Source organism: Franzmannia pantelleriensis, assembly GCF_900102875.1.
In the GTDB taxonomy this organism is placed as follows: domain Bacteria; phylum Pseudomonadota; class Gammaproteobacteria; order Pseudomonadales; family Halomonadaceae; genus Franzmannia; species Franzmannia pantelleriensis.
Window position 1 is genome coordinate 60,684 of record NZ_FNGH01000010.1, and the last position, 14,800, is coordinate 75,483.

The 14,800-nt window shown below is 62.7% G+C and carries 15 protein-coding genes; 3 read left to right on the forward strand and 12 right to left on the reverse strand.

The window, feature by feature from the left end:
* Positions 1–14 precede the first annotated feature (14 nt).
* Positions 15–395, forward strand: coding sequence for a nitrite reductase small subunit NirD (gene nirD / locus BLT16_RS13540; protein WP_089659045.1), 381 nt, complete (start codon positions 15–17; stop codon positions 393–395).
* Between the two features lie 92 nt (positions 396–487).
* Here nirD and BLT16_RS13545 read toward each other — a convergent pair whose 3' ends face one another.
* The 7 genes from BLT16_RS13545 to BLT16_RS13580 form a co-directional block, all read right to left on the reverse strand.
* Positions 488–898 carry a hypothetical protein gene (locus tag BLT16_RS13545; protein ID WP_089659155.1) on the reverse strand — a complete coding sequence of 137 codons (411 nt, stop codon included), beginning with the start codon at positions 896–898 and terminating at the stop codon, positions 488–490.
* Between the two features lie 296 nt (positions 899–1,194).
* A complete protein-coding gene (locus BLT16_RS13555) occupies positions 1,195–1,485 on the reverse strand; it encodes a helix-hairpin-helix domain-containing protein (protein ID WP_245701662.1) in 291 nt (96 codons plus the stop codon).
* A gap of 12 nt (positions 1,486–1,497) precedes the next feature.
* The gene (locus tag BLT16_RS13560) at positions 1,498–2,040 is read right to left on the reverse strand and encodes a nucleotidyltransferase (protein WP_143025073.1); all 543 of its coding nucleotides are present in this window, start codon (positions 2,038–2,040) and stop codon (positions 1,498–1,500) included.
* A 485-nt stretch (positions 2,041–2,525) separates the two neighbouring features.
* Positions 2,526–2,756, reverse strand: a complete 231-nt coding sequence (locus BLT16_RS13565; RefSeq protein ID WP_089659046.1) for a DUF6429 family protein — start codon at positions 2,754–2,756, stop codon at positions 2,526–2,528.
* 90 nt (positions 2,757–2,846) lie between these two features.
* Positions 2,847–3,413, reverse strand: a complete 567-nt coding sequence (locus BLT16_RS13570) for a GNAT family N-acetyltransferase (RefSeq protein ID WP_089659047.1) — start codon at positions 3,411–3,413, stop codon at positions 2,847–2,849.
* A 383-nt stretch (positions 3,414–3,796) separates the two neighbouring features.
* Positions 3,797–4,417: a LysE family translocator gene (locus BLT16_RS13575; protein ID WP_089659048.1), complete on the reverse strand. Its 621-nt coding sequence runs from the start codon at positions 4,415–4,417 to the stop codon at positions 3,797–3,799.
* Between the two features lie 213 nt (positions 4,418–4,630).
* Positions 4,631–6,343, reverse strand: a complete 1,713-nt coding sequence (locus BLT16_RS13580) for a thiamine pyrophosphate-dependent enzyme (RefSeq protein ID WP_089659049.1) — start codon at positions 6,341–6,343, stop codon at positions 4,631–4,633.
* A gap of 205 nt (positions 6,344–6,548) precedes the next feature.
* On the opposite strand from BLT16_RS13580, the gene BLT16_RS13585 reads away from it, so the two are divergent.
* Both BLT16_RS13585 and BLT16_RS13590 read left to right on the forward strand, forming a co-directional pair.
* Positions 6,549–7,574: a patatin-like phospholipase family protein gene (locus BLT16_RS13585; protein ID WP_089659050.1), complete on the forward strand. Its 1,026-nt coding sequence runs from the start codon at positions 6,549–6,551 to the stop codon at positions 7,572–7,574.
* A gap of 201 nt (positions 7,575–7,775) precedes the next feature.
* Positions 7,776–9,185, forward strand: a complete 1,410-nt coding sequence (locus tag BLT16_RS13590) for a PhoH family protein (RefSeq protein ID WP_089659051.1) — start codon at positions 7,776–7,778, stop codon at positions 9,183–9,185.
* Between the two features lie 54 nt (positions 9,186–9,239).
* On the opposite strand, the gene BLT16_RS13595 is transcribed toward BLT16_RS13590, so the two are convergent.
* From BLT16_RS13595 to BLT16_RS13615, 5 genes are read right to left on the reverse strand one after another with little or no spacing between them, the layout of a single operon-like run.
* A complete protein-coding gene (locus tag BLT16_RS13595; RefSeq protein ID WP_089659052.1) occupies positions 9,240–11,117 on the reverse strand; it encodes a complex I subunit 5 family protein in 1,878 nt (625 codons plus the stop codon).
* The gene (locus tag BLT16_RS13600; protein ID WP_089659053.1) at positions 11,114–12,622 is read right to left on the reverse strand and encodes a proton-conducting transporter transmembrane domain-containing protein; all 1,509 of its coding nucleotides are present in this window, start codon (positions 12,620–12,622) and stop codon (positions 11,114–11,116) included. The genes BLT16_RS13595 and BLT16_RS13600 overlap by 4 nt, the downstream gene beginning before the upstream one ends.
* Positions 12,619–13,851 (reverse strand): complex I subunit 5 family protein, encoded by a 1,233-nt coding sequence (locus BLT16_RS13605; protein WP_089659054.1) that lies wholly within the window; start codon positions 13,849–13,851, stop codon positions 12,619–12,621. The genes BLT16_RS13600 and BLT16_RS13605 overlap by 4 nt, the downstream gene beginning before the upstream one ends.
* Positions 13,852–13,865: 14 nt before the next feature.
* Positions 13,866–14,090, reverse strand: a complete 225-nt coding sequence (locus BLT16_RS13610; RefSeq protein WP_089659055.1) for a hypothetical protein — start codon at positions 14,088–14,090, stop codon at positions 13,866–13,868.
* A 52-nt stretch (positions 14,091–14,142) separates the two neighbouring features.
* A complete protein-coding gene (locus BLT16_RS13615; RefSeq protein WP_245701664.1) occupies positions 14,143–14,790 on the reverse strand; it encodes a DUF938 domain-containing protein in 648 nt (215 codons plus the stop codon).
* Positions 14,791–14,800 lie beyond the last annotated feature (10 nt).

A 14,800-nucleotide genomic window follows, 5' to 3' on the forward strand; every position in this document is an offset into this window, starting at 1 on the left:
CACAGGATGCATTTATGAACACTGCGACAGCACTAAAAGATGAGGCACACACTGACGTGACCTGGCAACCCCTCTGCACCAAGGCCGACCTGGTAGCCTTCTCCGGCGTCGCCGCCTGGCTCGAGACCGCCGAAGGCCCGGCCCAGGTGGCGATCTTCTACCTGCCCGGCCTCGAGCAGGAGCTCTATGCCCTGGAGCACCGCGACCCCTTCTCCGGCGCCAACGTCATCGCCCGCGGCATCGTCGGCGACATCAAGGGTGACGCCGTCGTCGCCTCGCCGATCTACAAGCAGCACTTCCGGCTCAAGGATGGCAGCTGCGTGGAAGACGACAGCGTGACGCTGCGCACCTGGCCAATCCGCCTCGACGGCGAGAAAATCGTGATCGAGGCATGAGATAGGTTTGCGGGAAACGAAAAAGCCGCCCGGGCCGGGGAGCGCGGGCGGCTTTTAGGGAGTAGCTACAGCAAAGCACAGACGATGGCCTGTTAATTAGTTACCTCAATGTACCATTTAGGCTTGATGCGGCCGAAATCGCGACGGGCATTCGTTTTCAATGCCTTCTTGGAGTCCAGCACCACTGCCTCACTGCCTTCTCTGACAAATACGACCCAATGCCAGAATGGTTTGCCCTGCTTCAGGCGCCATTTGATCGCCATGAGGGCCTTGTCTGGCAGGCGTCCCCACGACTCGAATGGTGCTTCTCTCGGCGACACCGAAATACCGAGTTCACATAGAAGCTTGCGGACGTGGGCTGTCTCCGACCAGAGAGTCGGGTCTGCGGCGTAAATTCCCATAGCATTTGCCCTACGCTTGGCCTCTGCATAGCTAATGCCCGCTAGAGTAGCGCTTGCCGCAATACCACAACCGCTGATTTCTTCCTGGATGACCGGTTTCATATCTTTATCTACGTGATCCATTTTTCACTTCCGCCCTCGCTTTTTCTACCACTTCAAGACTCGCCAAAAACGGCACCAATAACAAGCATCCTGCAACTGCATGAGCGAAGGCAATCGCTTGGCTATGCATCTTTCCTCTGGATCACACCATAGGTACGAAGCGCTGACTGGACTTGTGATGCTTCAGTAGTCTCTGTGGGGAAAAGACGGTAGCTAGGCGCGACTATCGGCTCAGCCGTGATAGCACTTGTGATCAAGCCAAAATCGATTTATGGCTCAGCTGCTTCAGGTTGTGATTATTTCACATCACTCATTCGCCGACTATGGCGCGCTATATCTATCGCAAGCCCCACCGCCGACAATGCTTGAGGGCTATTCTTCCAGCAGGTAGTCCCAAGCATCGAAGCCACCATTTCTGCTATTTCGCTTGGCTCATGGCTTGCCAGCTCAGAGAATGAATCTATACCTATTTCCTCAAAGCGCTTAACAACCGTAGGCCCAACGCCTTTTAACGCCAGCAGAGCGGTTCTTTCCGATTCAGTGAATGCCATATTAAGGATCCAAAGGTCAAATAACGAAAAGCTCATCAGAGCTCCGCCTCATGTATAACGCTCATCATCACCGATGACAGACCGGCGCGGGGCAGAGATTTTGCCATCCGGTGCCTGGCCTGATTGTGCGCTCTTTCGGATGGCACGGATATCCTCGACATCTACCGGCCGTGAAAGCGCAGCTTTATATCGGATTAGGTCTTCCCGCAGCATAAGCGGAAGCTCTAGACCCAGCACATCCACGATCACATAGCGAGAAAAATCCATATTAAGCCGAACCCAAGTCTCGTTACCTGCATCGAAAATTCGTGGGCCGTCAGCACTCCCCACCTCCACCTTTATCCCTTTATACTTAAACTGAACGTAGGTCAGATCCCAGCCTTCCTCTTGGCGGTGAGCGGCAGCTTTGGATACAAATTCCTGACCGGCCTGAACTACAGACACAAAGTGCTCACCAGGCACGAAAAGATCAATGTCATGCAGGTCGCGCTCAGAGCCATACCCCTTTGCAGCGAGTCCTCCACAGATCAGAAAGGGGATATTCCTATCTCTCAGTAACCCCACAATCCATTGGGCTGCTAAATGATGCACAGGCACTCCCTATACTCATAATGACGAAGTTAAAGAGCGCATCAGCTCCTTGTAAAAAAGCGTTATGCCGATTCACTCGCATTATAGAGCGCGACTCGCCAAACTGAGAAATAATCAGCCTTTGGTTCGTATTCTAGGAGTGCTCGGCCATCTGTCAGGTATAACCTTTTGAGTCGGTTGTCAGATATGCCGTGTACAATAGCAAACGGCTCCTCCCTTAGATCTCTTTCGATACAGCGAACAAAGAGCTCGCAAAGATCTTTAGGATCTATCAAAGCGCTTAGATCGCGTCCGCTCATCCGTCCTCAATCGTTTGCATGTTAGAAGGCGCCAATACGAATTGCTATAGCTTTGAGTCCCTTCTGATACGCAAAAAGAGCGTATTAACGGTGAGGTAACCGGCGCCGGAGCACAGCAAAGGAAACCAGAATCGGTACGCTACGGCGTCCGGTTTATCGCCTGGTTAAAAAACCTACTATCCAAGTTCACGAGTCCTTGGTGAAAAATGTCTGGAACAGACGCTCCGACTCTTTGAGACCGTCCACAGTGAGCAGGACAGACTTAGCCTTACCAACCGGGTTCTCAATGAGCCCCTTTTCGTGAAGCCTATTCATGGCATCCCAATCAAAGGACTTCCACGCCCGACCGCCATCATGCAAAGTCAAGTATAGCAAAGCCAATACGACATCATCGATTTTCTCTTCATCAATCTCCATGGCTCATCCTCTGGTGATGTGCCCTTTTAACGATCCGGCTCTGCCTATTCAAAAAGCGCGACAGTCGGTTCTGTTCGCTGCAGCGCCTTGCTAGGTGCCAGTTTTCTCCTCTCCCCATTCCTCCACAAGAATGGAATACATGGCAAGGTCTTCGTATACGTCCCATTTTCGGATGCTCTGGCGAAATGTACCCTCATAGGACATGCCTATCTTCTGCATCACACGGCCTGAGGCGGGATTACGGACAAGATGCCGCCCCTGAATCCGGTTCAGGCACAACTCTGTAAAGCCGTAATTCACCAGTGCCCGGACTGCCTCGGTCGTGTAACCACGGCCCCAGAAGGGCAATCCGATCCAGTAGCCGAGCTCACCTACCGCATGTTTGGGGTTGATAGAAAGCCCCACCGTCCCGACTAGCTGTTCGGACTCGGTCTCAACTACCGCGAAAGTCGCCAACGTCCCATCATCAAAGTGCCGAGCATGGGATGCAATCCACTCCTCCGCGACGCCTTCGTCATAAGGATACGGGATATTGAGAGTCGTATCGGCAATGCTCCACTCTCCGGCGAGTCTCTGGACATCACGCGCATCCGCGAGCACGAAGGGTCGCAGGTGAAGTCGTTGCGTCGTGAACTGCGGTTGTTTCTTGCTCGGCACTTTCTATTGACTCGCGGCTTTGGCAACTAACCAGGGAACGGATATTCTAACAGCGCAGGAGCTGCTGGGGGACAAGCGCCTCGAAACGACGCAGATCTTCACTCATGCGCTGGGTAAGGCTTCGCCGGAGTCCGCAGCCCACTGGGTTAATTGGTTAGTGACGTACTTTAGGTACGCTACCGCCCCTACCTGACAGCATCGATGATGCCTCGCATCATCCTGGTGCGGCAGTCTATGCGTACCCTGATACTTCATGGCCATCTTAAGTCGCCTTTGTTTTATCACCCTAACCAAGCGGTGTGCCAAGGGCAATTCTCTCGACGACATGAGCCTGGACGTTCATCACATGGCATTGGCGTGCGCATAGAGAGCTTTACCGCTGATCATTCGCGACGCGACATTAGCAGCCCTACCCCAGCACTCCCCATCAGCCCCGCGCATACCCGATTGAACAGCCGTCGCATCGCGGGACGTGAGAACCAGTGTTGCAGCACTTTGCCAAAGAACGCATATCCGGCGATGGCAACCCACTCGAGCATCAAGAACAGCACGCCTAGCACCAGGAACTGGCCCGCGACATTGCCTGCAGGGTCAACGAACTGTGGCAGAAAGGCGGTAAAGATCAGGATCGCCTTTGGATTACCGGCGGCCAGCAGGAACTCTTGCCTTGCCAGTTGGAACAGGCTCTTTCCTCCCAGGGCGCCACCTCCACTGTCGGAGGTGTCAGCCGTCCAGAGCTGGTAAGCCAACCAAATCAGATATAGCCCTCCCACCACCTTTATCATCAGGAAGAGTTTTTCGGAGGTATATAACACCGTCGCCAGCCCAGTGGCCGCTAGCGTAATCATGCCCACGAATGCCACTAGGCGGCCGATGCCGGCATAGCAGGCCACTCGCACGCCGTAGCGTTTTGCGTTGGCCATGGAGAGCAGGTTGTTCGGCCCAGGCGCCATATTCAGTGCAAAGCACGCGGGTATGAATAGCAGTACGGTCATTAAGGTCACGGTTACGTCTCCTCCCTGAGATAAGCGCAGGCACAACCATTACACCGGATAACGCCGAGTGTCGCGATCACCCCAACCAGCAGCGTCAAACCAAAGATACTCAGTGCGGTGTAATAGCCAGAGGTATCGGCCAGCACACCAGCATGAAACCAAGGTCAAGCGGATAACAAGTATGGTCAGTACGTGGCTTTTGGATCAACGCCCCGTACTGATTCAGCGCTTGAGGAAGTTGCTCTTGACCAGGCTCACCACCTCATCCATGCGCCCGGCGAGTACCGCCTTGCCGGAATAGAGCGCGGTGGAGGCGACCTGCCCGGCTTCCACCTTAGGCGGCATCACCAGTTCCATGGGGTTGACCTTCACATCCAGCAGCGCCGGCCCCGGCTGGGCGAACAGCTCGCCGAGGGCTGTATCGAGCTCGTCCTCGCGTTCGACGCGCTTGCCCCACATGCCAATGGCCTCGGCCAGGCGCCCGAAATCGGGGTTGGTCAGGCCAGTGTAGGCATCCAGCAGCCCTTCTACCTTCTGCTCCAGCTCAACGAAGCCCAGCGAGCTGTTGTTGTAGATCACCAGCTTGAGCGGGATCTGCTCCTGCACCAGGGTCAGCAGATCGCCGAGCAGCATCGCCAGCCCGCCGTCGCCGCACATCGCCACCACCTGGCGCTGGGGGTGGGCAAGCTGAATCCCGATCGCCTGGGGGTAGGCGTTGGCCATGGTGCCGTGTTGCAGGCTGGCCAGGGTACGGCGACGGCCGTGGGTCTGGATATGGCGCAGCATCCACACCATCGCGCTTCCGGTGTCGGCGGTGAAGATGGCGTCCTGGGCGGCCAGGCGGTCGACGGCCAGGGTCAGCTCCTGGGGATGGATCAGGCCGTCGTCGCGGGTGTTGTGCGCCGACTTCTCCAGCGACTTGCGGTGGTGCTTCAGGCACTTGTCGAGCCAGCGGGTACTGGTCTGCTCCTCGACCACCTCGAGCAGCGCCTCGCAGGTATCCCGGGCGCTGCCCACCAGGCCGATGTCCACCGGATGGCGGCGACCGATCTGCGCTGGATCATGGTCGACCTGGATGATGGTCGCCTTGTCGGGATAGAACTGGGTCCAGGCGAAGTTGCAGCCCAGCAGCAGCAGAGTGTCGCACTCGGCCACCGTTTCATAGCCACCCTCCAGGCCGAAGATCCCGGTCATGCCGACCTGGTAGGGATTGTCGTGTTCGATGAAGTCCTTGGCCCGCGAGGACCAGGCCACCGGCGCCTTGAGCTTCTCCGCTAGCGCCAGCACCTGCTCGCGGGCATGCTCGCAGCCGGAGCCGGCAAAGATCGAGATCTTGCCGCCGCGGTTGAGCTGCTTGACCGCCGGCACGAACGACTCGGCACTGGGCCGCAGCGCGTAGTCGAAGCGGTGCGCGCGGTAGGGAAGGTCCTGGGACGGTCGCTGGGTGAACAGGTCGCCGGGCACGATCAGCACCGCCACACCGCGCTTGGTAAGCGCCGTTTGCGCGGCGATGGCAGTCATGCGGCGGGCCTGCTCGGGGGAGACCAGGGTCTCGCAGAACACGCTGTACTGCTTGAAGATCGGCGACTGGTCAACCTCTTGGGGAAAGCCGACGCCGGACTCGCCAATCGGCACCTGAGAGGCGATGAAGACAACCGGCGCCCCGTTGCGGTGAGCATCGAACAGGCCGTTGACGAAGTGCAGGCTGCCCGGCCCGCAGGAGCCGGCACATAGCGCCAGCTCGCCGGTCATGTAGGCTTCGCCGCCGGCGGCGAAGCCGCCAACTTCCTCGTGGCGCACCGGTACCCACTGAATCTGGCTCTGGCGCAGGCTATCGGTGAAGTGATTGAGGGTGTCACCCACCACCCCGTAGCAGCGCTTGGCACCGGCATCCTGCAGTGTCTCGACGATGATGTCGGCAACGTTCTGGTTCATTTGCGAATCCTTCCGCGTCAGCGGCAGCCAGGGGGGCTACCTTTTCAACCCGCTGCCCTCATGGCATCGGTAGTACTTTCCAGCCTAGGCCCTGCCGTGGACGGGTGACAAATCCCTCGCCTGCGTTAAGCGTTGACTTGGAGGGCAGCGACGGTGCCCACTATGCTAAGCACATATTGCGTTGCATCAACGCCTGGGAGGCGACATGCCCGAGACCAAAGCCATCGACCTTGCACTACAGGGCGGGGGCGCCCACGGCGCCTTTACCTGGGGCGTGATCGACCGCCTGCTGGAAGACCCGCGCATCGAAATCGAGGGCATCAGCGGCACCAGCGCCGGCGCCATGAACGCGGTGGTGGTGGCCGAGGGCCTGACCCGCGGCGGCGAGCAAGCCGCACGTGAAGGGCTGGAAGCCTTCTGGCGCGCGGTCAGCGAGGCGGCCATGCACAGTCCCATCAAGCGCACCCCGCTGGACATGCTGCTCGGCAACTGGAGCCTCGACCACTCCCCCGGCTACGTGATGATGGATTTCATGACCCGCGTGGTCTCGCCCTACCAGTTCAACCCGTTCAACCTCAATCCGCTGCGCGACCTGCTGGCCGAGCTGGTCGACTTCGAGCGGGTGCGCCGCTGCGAGTCGCTCAAGCTGTTCGTCTGTGCTACCGATGTGAAGAGCGGCAAGCAGCGGATCTTTCGCCGCGAGGAGATGAGCGCCGATGCGGTGATGGCCTCTGCTTGCCTGCCGTTCATGTTCCAGGCCGTGGAGATCGACGGCCGCGCCTACTGGGATGGCGGCTACGTCGGCAACCCGGCGCTGTTCCCGCTGATGGAGGAGTGCGGCTCACGAGACATCGTGGTCGTGCAGATCAACCCCATCGAGCGCGACGAGGTGCCGACCAGCGCCGCGGCGATTCTCAACCGCATGAACGAGATCACCTTCAACGCGTCGCTGATCAAGGAAGTGCGCATGGCGGCCATGCTCAAGGGCCTGATCAGCGACAGCGGCATGGATATCGGCTGCTACCGCGACACCCTGTTCCACCGCATCAGCGCCGACGACGCCTTGGACGGGCTATCGGTGTCGAGCAAACTGAACGCCGAGTGGGCCTTCCTGTGCAAGCTGCGCGACAGCGGCCGCAAGGCCTGCGACGCCTGGCTCGACGCGGCCTTCGACGACCTCGGCAAGCGCTCGACGCTGGATATCGACAGCGTCTACCTGCAGCAGGAATGACATAACGTTGACGCCGCAAGTGGCAAAACGGGAGCTTGCGGCTCATGCTGGAGTCGAAGGGGATAACCACCATCATCAGAGGAGGAAAGCAGCGCACGCATCATGGAAGCGACGCTGGGCGCCAGATGACAGCCTGTCACATGACCGTAAGGTGTCACTGCCAGTGTCGACATTGCCGTCAACCAAGGAGTGCTTCCACCGATGGTACGACTCGACAAGAAGGCCACCCGGCTTTACGTACTGGACACCAACGTCCTGATTCACGACCCCGCCGCGCTCTATCAGTTCGAGGAGCACGACGTGGTCATCCCGATGACCGTCCTCGAAGAGCTCGACAAGCACAAGAACGGCATCCGCGAGATTGCGCGTACCGCTCGGCAAGTCAGCCGCACCCTCTCCGACCTCACTAGCCAGGTCAGTTTCGACGAGATCCAGGAAGGCATTCCAATTCCGCGCATCAGCGGCGAGAGCGGCCGCTTGCGCTTCCTCTGTTACCAGGACCTCAAGCCCCTCGACAACCTCGAGGACAGCCCCGACAACCGTATCCTCGCCGAGACCTGCCGGCTACGCGACGAGCGCCCCGATGCCTCGGTGATCCTAGTCACCAAGGACATCAATCTGCGGGTCAAGGCCTCGGCGCTCAAGGTGCCGGTGGAGGACTACCTCAACGACCGCGCCTTCTCCGACAGCGACGCCATGATCGAGGGCGCCAAGGTCTATGCCGACGCCGGTCAGGATGGCAACGGCCTGTGGGAGAGCCTCAACGTCGAGGTCAAGGTCGAGCGCATCGACCACCACACCTTCTATCAGCTCAGCGGTGAGGTACCGAGCGACTGGCACGTCGGCATGCTGGTCTCGGACAGCGACAACGGTGCCGATTTCGAGGCCATCGTACGCGAGCTGTCGCCGAACGCGGCGCGCCTGCAGCTGCTCACCAACTACCGCCACCACGCCGGGGTGTGGGGGGTACATGCCCACGACAGCCGTCAGAACTTCACCCTCAACCTGCTGATGGACCCGGAGATCGACCTGGTCACCATCGCCGGCAACGCCGGCACCGGCAAGACCTTCATGACCCTGGCCGCGGCCTTCCAGCAGACGCTGGATGCCAAGCAGTTCGAACGCATCGTGTTCACCCGCGCGCCGATCCCCATGGGCGAGGACATCGGCTTTCTACCCGGCACCGAAGAGGAGAAGATGTCGCCGTGGATGGGTGCCTTCCACGACAATATGGACAACCTGCTGCGCAACGAAGATGGCGACACCAGCTGGGACAACGGCGCCACCCGCCAGCTGCTGGGGTCGCGGGTGCAGATCCGCTCGCCGGGCTTCATGCGCGGCCGCACCTTGAACGACACCTTCCTGATCATCGACGAGGCGCAGAACTTCACTCCTAAGCAGCTCAAGGCACTGGTCAGCCGCGCCGGGCGCAACACCAAGATCGTCTGCCTGGGTAACGTCGGCCAGATCGACACCCCTTATCTCACCGCCAATACCTGCGGCATGGCAGCGGTGGTCGAGCGCTTCCGCGACTGGCCGCATGCTGGCCACATCACCCTCAGAAGCGTCGAGCGCTCGCGCCTGGCGTTGGCCGCCGAAGAGCTGCTGTAGCCTCGTCCCTCATCTCTTGCCTCGCTGCGCCCCGGTTGGTACGGGGCGTAGTCGCTAGCGCATCAGCGTGAGCCACAGCACGCCCCCCGACACCACCATCAGCGCCACCGCCCAGCGGCGCAGCACGGCCTCCCAGCGCTGCAGTGCGGTCAGCCCGACCATCGCCTGGCGGGCCCAGGAGGCCGCTGCACCCTGCACGGCCTCCTGGGCATTGCCCAGTTGCGCCACGCCGCGCCGTACGCGCTCCATCAGCGAGTGCGTCGCGACCACATAAAGCGGCCACAGGTCGCCGGGCGGCAGCCGCTCGGCATGGCTCAGCCGCGTATGCAGCCGTGGCTCCAGGTGGCTGGCCACCACCAGAGCGGCGGTCACCACCGCCCCCAGCAGCGCGGGCCACATCAGCCCAGCCAGTTCGCCCCAGGGCGGAAGGTCGCTTGGCTGCACCGCGCCGACCGGCGCCTCAGGCAGCATCAGCCACCAGGGCACGGCGGCAGCCAGCAACGCGCCGGATGCCCAGGCCAGGGTCATCGACAGCGGTGCAGCGGCTACGCCCTGGCGCCGCGCCTTCTGCCAGGCGTGAGCCTGGCACCATAGCGTGCGCGCCATCAGCAGGCTGGTGCCCACTGCTGCTAACGTCAGCAGCAAAACCAGGCCATTCCAGCCGGCGTCATACAGCCCCGCCTTGAGCATCCACTTGGCGCTCAGGCCGCTGGCCAGTGCCCCGGCCAGCGACAGCGCCGGCAGCGCCAGCAATAGCCACAGCAGCCAGCCCGGCATTCGCGGCGGGTGTTCGGTGATCCCCACGCCAAGAAACAGCGCGCCCTTGTTGAGCCCGTGGTGCACCGCAAACAGCACCAGCGCCGGCAACAGCATCGGCCACAGCGATGGGGCCAGCAGCCCCACGCCGATAAGCGCCGTCATCATGCCCATCTGGCTGACGCTGGAGTAGGCCAGTACCGCCTTGGGGTGGCGCTGGGTCACGCCATACAGCGCCGCGGCAAAGGCGGCGATCAGCCCCAGGCTGATGATGGTGGTGCCGAGCCCAGCAAGGGCGGTCAGCCCCAGCGGCAGGGTCTGCCACCAGCCGAGCAGGCCGGCCTTGATCATTGCCCCGCTGAGCACCGCGCTGGCTGGCGTCGGCGCCACCGGATGCGCCAATGGCAGCCATACGTGCAACCCGATCACCCCGGCCTTGACCCCGAAACCCAGCCACAGCAGCGTGGCCATGATAGTGGCCTGAGCGGATACCGCGAGGCCTTCGCGCAAGCCGGTCAGGGTCAGGGTTTCGGCACTGGCTGCTGCCCATAGCAGCCCGGCCAGGATCATGCCCTCGCCGAGGATCGCCATGATCAGGTAGGCGCGGCCGCCGCGGTAGGCTTCGCGAGTGCCGGCATTGACTACCAGGCCGTAGGCGGCAAAGGTCATGATGGCAAAGCCGGTATAGAAGCTGGCGATGTCCTCGGCCAGGATCAGCATCAGGTTGCCCGCCAAGGTCAGCGGCCATAGCAGTACAAAGGCCTGCAGATCACGCTCGGCGTCCGGGTCACCGTGGCGCGCGCGGCGCGCCTTGCCGCTCAGGTAGCCGTGGGCGTAACCGCCGGCCAATGCCCATAGCAGCGCAGTAAAGCCGAGCAGCGCCCGGCGCGTGCCATCCAGCCGCCAGTCACCGCCGAGCAGCCACCACTCCATGGTCAGCATGGACTCGGGTAATGCCAGCGCCACCGCCAAAGCCGGCAGCGGCGCACTCACCCACAGCGCCACACGCCAGCGGTACGGCCAGTCGCCTGCGATGCCCGGCGGCACCACGTAGCGCCCCGAGCTGCGCTGCTCCACCAGCGCATGGCCATGGCGCCAGGCCAGGATGCCCGCCACCAGCGCCGCCACGCACAGCGGCCAGGCCACCGACAGCAAGAGGAGATGGGCCAGGCTCATGGCAGATACTCCTGGGTCGCGATCAGGCTCGCCCAGCTCAGCGGGCTCAACGGCAGACCGGCAAAGATCCCCGCCAGCAGGCTGAAGGCTGCGGTCCCCAGCGCCGGCCACAGCAGCCAAGCGCTGGTCTCGAGCCGGCCCAGGCGCCGCTCGTGGGGCCACTCGCCACTCCCTTCCAGCGGGCCGGGCTTGAACCACAGCCGATACAGGATCGGCAGGAAATAGGCGGCATTGAGCAGACTGCTGGCCACCAGCACCGCAATCACCCAGGGCATGCCGGCCTGGATCGCCCCCATGCCCAGATACCATTTGCTGAGAAAGCCGACCAGCGGCGGGATGCCGATCATGCCCAGCGCCCCGAAGGTGAACGCCAGGCTAGTGCCCGGCATCCGCCGCCCCACCCCATCCAGCTCATCGATGCGGTGGATGCCCAGCTCCTCGGCGTAGTTGCCGGCACAGAAGAACAGCGTGACCTTCATCAGCCCCTGATGCAGCAGATGCGCCAGCCCGGCCACGGTTCCCATGGGACCGAACAGGCTGATGCCGAGCATGATGTACGAGACCTGGCTGACCGTGGAGAACGCCAGGCGGCGCTTGATATCGACCTGAGCCAGGGCCCGCAGTGAGCCATACAGGATGGTGAACGATGCGATGATGGCCAGTCCGGTGAGCAGGCCAAGCTCGTAGCTCAAGGCGATGCCGTAGACGTCGTAGACCACCCGCACGATGCCGAAGGCCCCGGCCTTGACCACCGCCACCGCATGCAGCAGCGCGCTGACCGGCGCCGGCGCCACCATCGCCTGGGGCAGCCAGCCATGTAGTGGCACCAGCGCCGCCTTGACCCCCAGCCCCAACATCAGCAGCACGAAGATCCCGATCAGCCACGGGTGCTGCTCCGGCCCCAGCTCGGCCAGTATCTCGCGCTGGCCGAAACTCACCTCGCCGGCCAGAACATGCAGCGCGACCACGGCAATCAGCAGCAGCACCCCGCCGCTTACGGTGTAGCGCAGGTAGGTGGCACCGGCCGCCAGCGCCTTGGGCGTGCCGCGGTGCACGACCAATGGATAGGTGGAGAGCGTCAGCAGCTCGTAGAACAGCAGGAAGGTGAACAGGTTGCCGGCCAGGGCGATGCCCAGGGTACTGGCCACGCACAGACTGAAGAAGCCGAAAAAGCGCTTGCGGTTATCCGACCCCTCCAGGTAGCCGATGGCGTAGAGGGTGGTGAACAGCCACAGCAGCGACGACAGCCCGGCGAACATGATGCCCAGCGGGTCGGCGCGCAGCTCGAAGCTCACGCCCTCCACCACAGTGAAACCGAAAGCGTAGCTGTCGCCGCGAGCCACGCCCCACACCATCAGCGCCACCAGACCCAGCTTGAGCAGTGCCGCCCCCAGGTTGAGCGAGGTCCGCGCCAGCCAGGCGCGTTCCGGCAGCAGGAAGATTATCGGCGCCACCAGCAGCGAAGTGGCCAGCGTCGCCAGCAGCAGGCCCGGGTTATCACTCATGGCGCGTCCCCCATCAGCGCCACCACTGGCGCCGCCGCCAGGCCGAGGCCCATGGCCGCCAGCGCCAGCAGCAGCGCGATGATGTCCAGCGACACCGGCGGTACGCGCATCGCCTGCTCATCCTCGGGAACGATGAAGCAGTAGCGGAACACCCGGAACACATAGGCGGCGCCCAGCAGGGTGCCGATCCCTACCACCAGCACCCACTGCCACTGGTGGGCGAGGATCGCCGCATGCAGCAGCATCCACTTGGCGGTAAAACCGCCGCTGGGCGGCAGCCCCAGTAGCGAGACCGCGGCCAGGCCGAATACCAGCAGCGACAGCGGCAGCCGCTGGCCGACACCTGACAGCCCCTGCAGGTCGCCGCGGCCCATCGCCAGTACCAGGCTGCCGACCGCCATGAACATTGCCGCCTTGGCCAGCGCATGGCTGATCACCAGCAGCCAGGTGCTCTGCCAGGCCAGGGTTGCGACCTCGTCGTCGGTGCCGAACAGCAGCGGAAACAGCAGCAGCAGGTAACCCACCTGGGCCACCGTAGAGTAGGCCACTACGCTCTTGAGCTCGGTCTGGCGCCAGGCCAGCAGGCTGCCCCAGAGGATCGCTGCCGCGCCCAGCCAGCCGAGCAGCTGTGCGCCGCTTGCCGCCTCCGGGGCCAGCGTGGTCCACAGGCTCACCGCCATGAAAAAGGCCGCCTTGATCACTAGTGCGGCGTGGACGGTACTCACCGAGACCCAGGCGGCGCCATGCGCCGGTGGCAGCCAGCCGTGCAGCGGAAATGCCGCCATCTTGATCAGCAGGCCGGCAGTGACCAGCGCCAGCCACCAAGGCGCAACGTCGACCTCGGCCAGCGCCGCCAGGCTCAGGTCGGCCTGCCGACTAGCCAGCCAGACCACCGCCGGCAGCACCAGCAGCGAGCCGCTCAGGGTGCACAGCAGATAGCGGCGCCCCGCCTCTCGCGAGGCCCGGCTGCCAGGCAGCAGCATCAGCGCCACGGCGCACAGCGCGGTGACTTCGAGCGCGAGGTATTGGACGACCAGATGGCCACTGGCGAACAAACTGCACAGCGCTGCCCATAGCAGCACCAGCAGCGGCCACAGCAACCCGCTACGACGACGCGGTGCCTCGCTCTCCCGCAGATAGCGCGCCCCATGCAGGGCACTGGCGCCGACCACCAGGGTGGTCAGCGCCATCAGCAGCAGTGCCAAGCCATCGGCGTGCAGAAACGGCATCGGCGCGCGAAACGTCAGGACGGCTTCTTATTGGCGGCTTTCTCGAGCAGTTGTTCGGTCTCACTGGGCTGGGCCTTGATGAGACGTTCCTTGACCTCGCCATACAGCCCAATCACGGTATTGCAGGACGCGCAAAACACCTTGTCATCGGGATTCTTGACCTGGGAGACCCTGGCGCGGTGGCTGCCGCAGTTGGGGCAACCGTCGGGCAGTCGGATGTCTTCTGACAGATCGTGCATGCTCACTCCTCCTTGATGACTAACCAGTAGACTTGGGGCAGCGGTGCCGAGTTCAAGACCCGGCGACCGCCTCGGCGCGCAGCACCACGCTGAGATTATTGGCCGGCATTTCCTCCACCGCTACCACCCCCAGGCCATGGCGCTCGGCCAGGGTGAGCACGGTCTCCAGCTCGCGAATGCCCCACTCGGGATCACGCTGGCGCAGGTCGGCGTCGAAGGCGGCATTGCTCGCAGCGCTGTGTTCACCGTCACGCATGAAAGGACCGTACAGATACAGGATACCGCCGTCGGGCAGCCGCGCACCGGCCTCGGCGAACAGCGCCTCGCTCACCGCCCAGGGTGAGATATGCAGCAGGTTGATGGCCAGCAGCACATCGAAGTCGGGCACCGGCCACGGCCGCTGCTCCACGTTCAGCGCCAGCGGCGCCAGCAGGTTGGCCGGGCCTTGCTCGACGCGCCACGCCTCGATCGAGGCTCGGGCGCTGGGACTGGGGTCGCTGGGCTGCCAGCGCAGATTGGGCATGGCGGTGGCAAAGTGCAGCGCGTGCTCGCCGCTGCCACTGGCAACCTCAAGCACCCGCCCCTGGATCGGCAGCCAATCGCGCAGCACCTTGAGAATCGGTTCGCGGTTGCGCGCCGCGGCCGGGCTGGACAGGCGCCGATCAGGCCCGGGGGCTGCCATCTTGTCGAGGGTATCCATCGACGCTCCG

Bases quoted from the DNA above. Each gene is read 5' to 3' on its own strand.
- nirD (WP_089659045.1), top strand. From the start codon at position 15: ATGAACACTGCGACAGCACTAAAAGATGAGGCACACACTGACGTGACC.
- BLT16_RS13545 (WP_089659155.1), bottom strand. From the start codon at position 898: ATGAAACCGGTCATCCAGGAAGAAATCAGCGGTTGTGGTATTGCGGCA.
- BLT16_RS13555 (WP_245701662.1), bottom strand. From the start codon at position 1,485: ATGAGCTTTTCGTTATTTGACCTTTGGATCCTTAATATGGCATTCACT.
- BLT16_RS13565 (WP_089659046.1), bottom strand. From the start codon at position 2,756: ATGGAGATTGATGAAGAGAAAATCGATGATGTCGTATTGGCTTTGCTA.
- BLT16_RS13580 (WP_089659049.1), bottom strand. From the start codon at position 6,343: ATGAACCAGAACGTTGCCGACATCATCGTCGAGACACTGCAGGATGCC.
- BLT16_RS13585 (WP_089659050.1), top strand. From the start codon at position 6,549: ATGCCCGAGACCAAAGCCATCGACCTTGCACTACAGGGCGGGGGCGCC.
- BLT16_RS13590 (WP_089659051.1), top strand. From the start codon at position 7,776: ATGGTACGACTCGACAAGAAGGCCACCCGGCTTTACGTACTGGACACC.
- BLT16_RS13595 (WP_089659052.1), bottom strand. From the start codon at position 11,117: ATGAGCCTGGCCCATCTCCTCTTGCTGTCGGTGGCCTGGCCGCTGTGC.
- BLT16_RS13600 (WP_089659053.1), bottom strand. From the start codon at position 12,622: ATGAGTGATAACCCGGGCCTGCTGCTGGCGACGCTGGCCACTTCGCTG.
- BLT16_RS13605 (WP_089659054.1), bottom strand. From the start codon at position 13,851: ATGCCGTTTCTGCACGCCGATGGCTTGGCACTGCTGCTGATGGCGCTG.
- BLT16_RS13610 (WP_089659055.1), bottom strand. From the start codon at position 14,090: ATGCACGATCTGTCAGAAGACATCCGACTGCCCGACGGTTGCCCCAAC.
- BLT16_RS13615 (WP_245701664.1), bottom strand. From the start codon at position 14,790: ATGGATACCCTCGACAAGATGGCAGCCCCCGGGCCTGATCGGCGCCTG.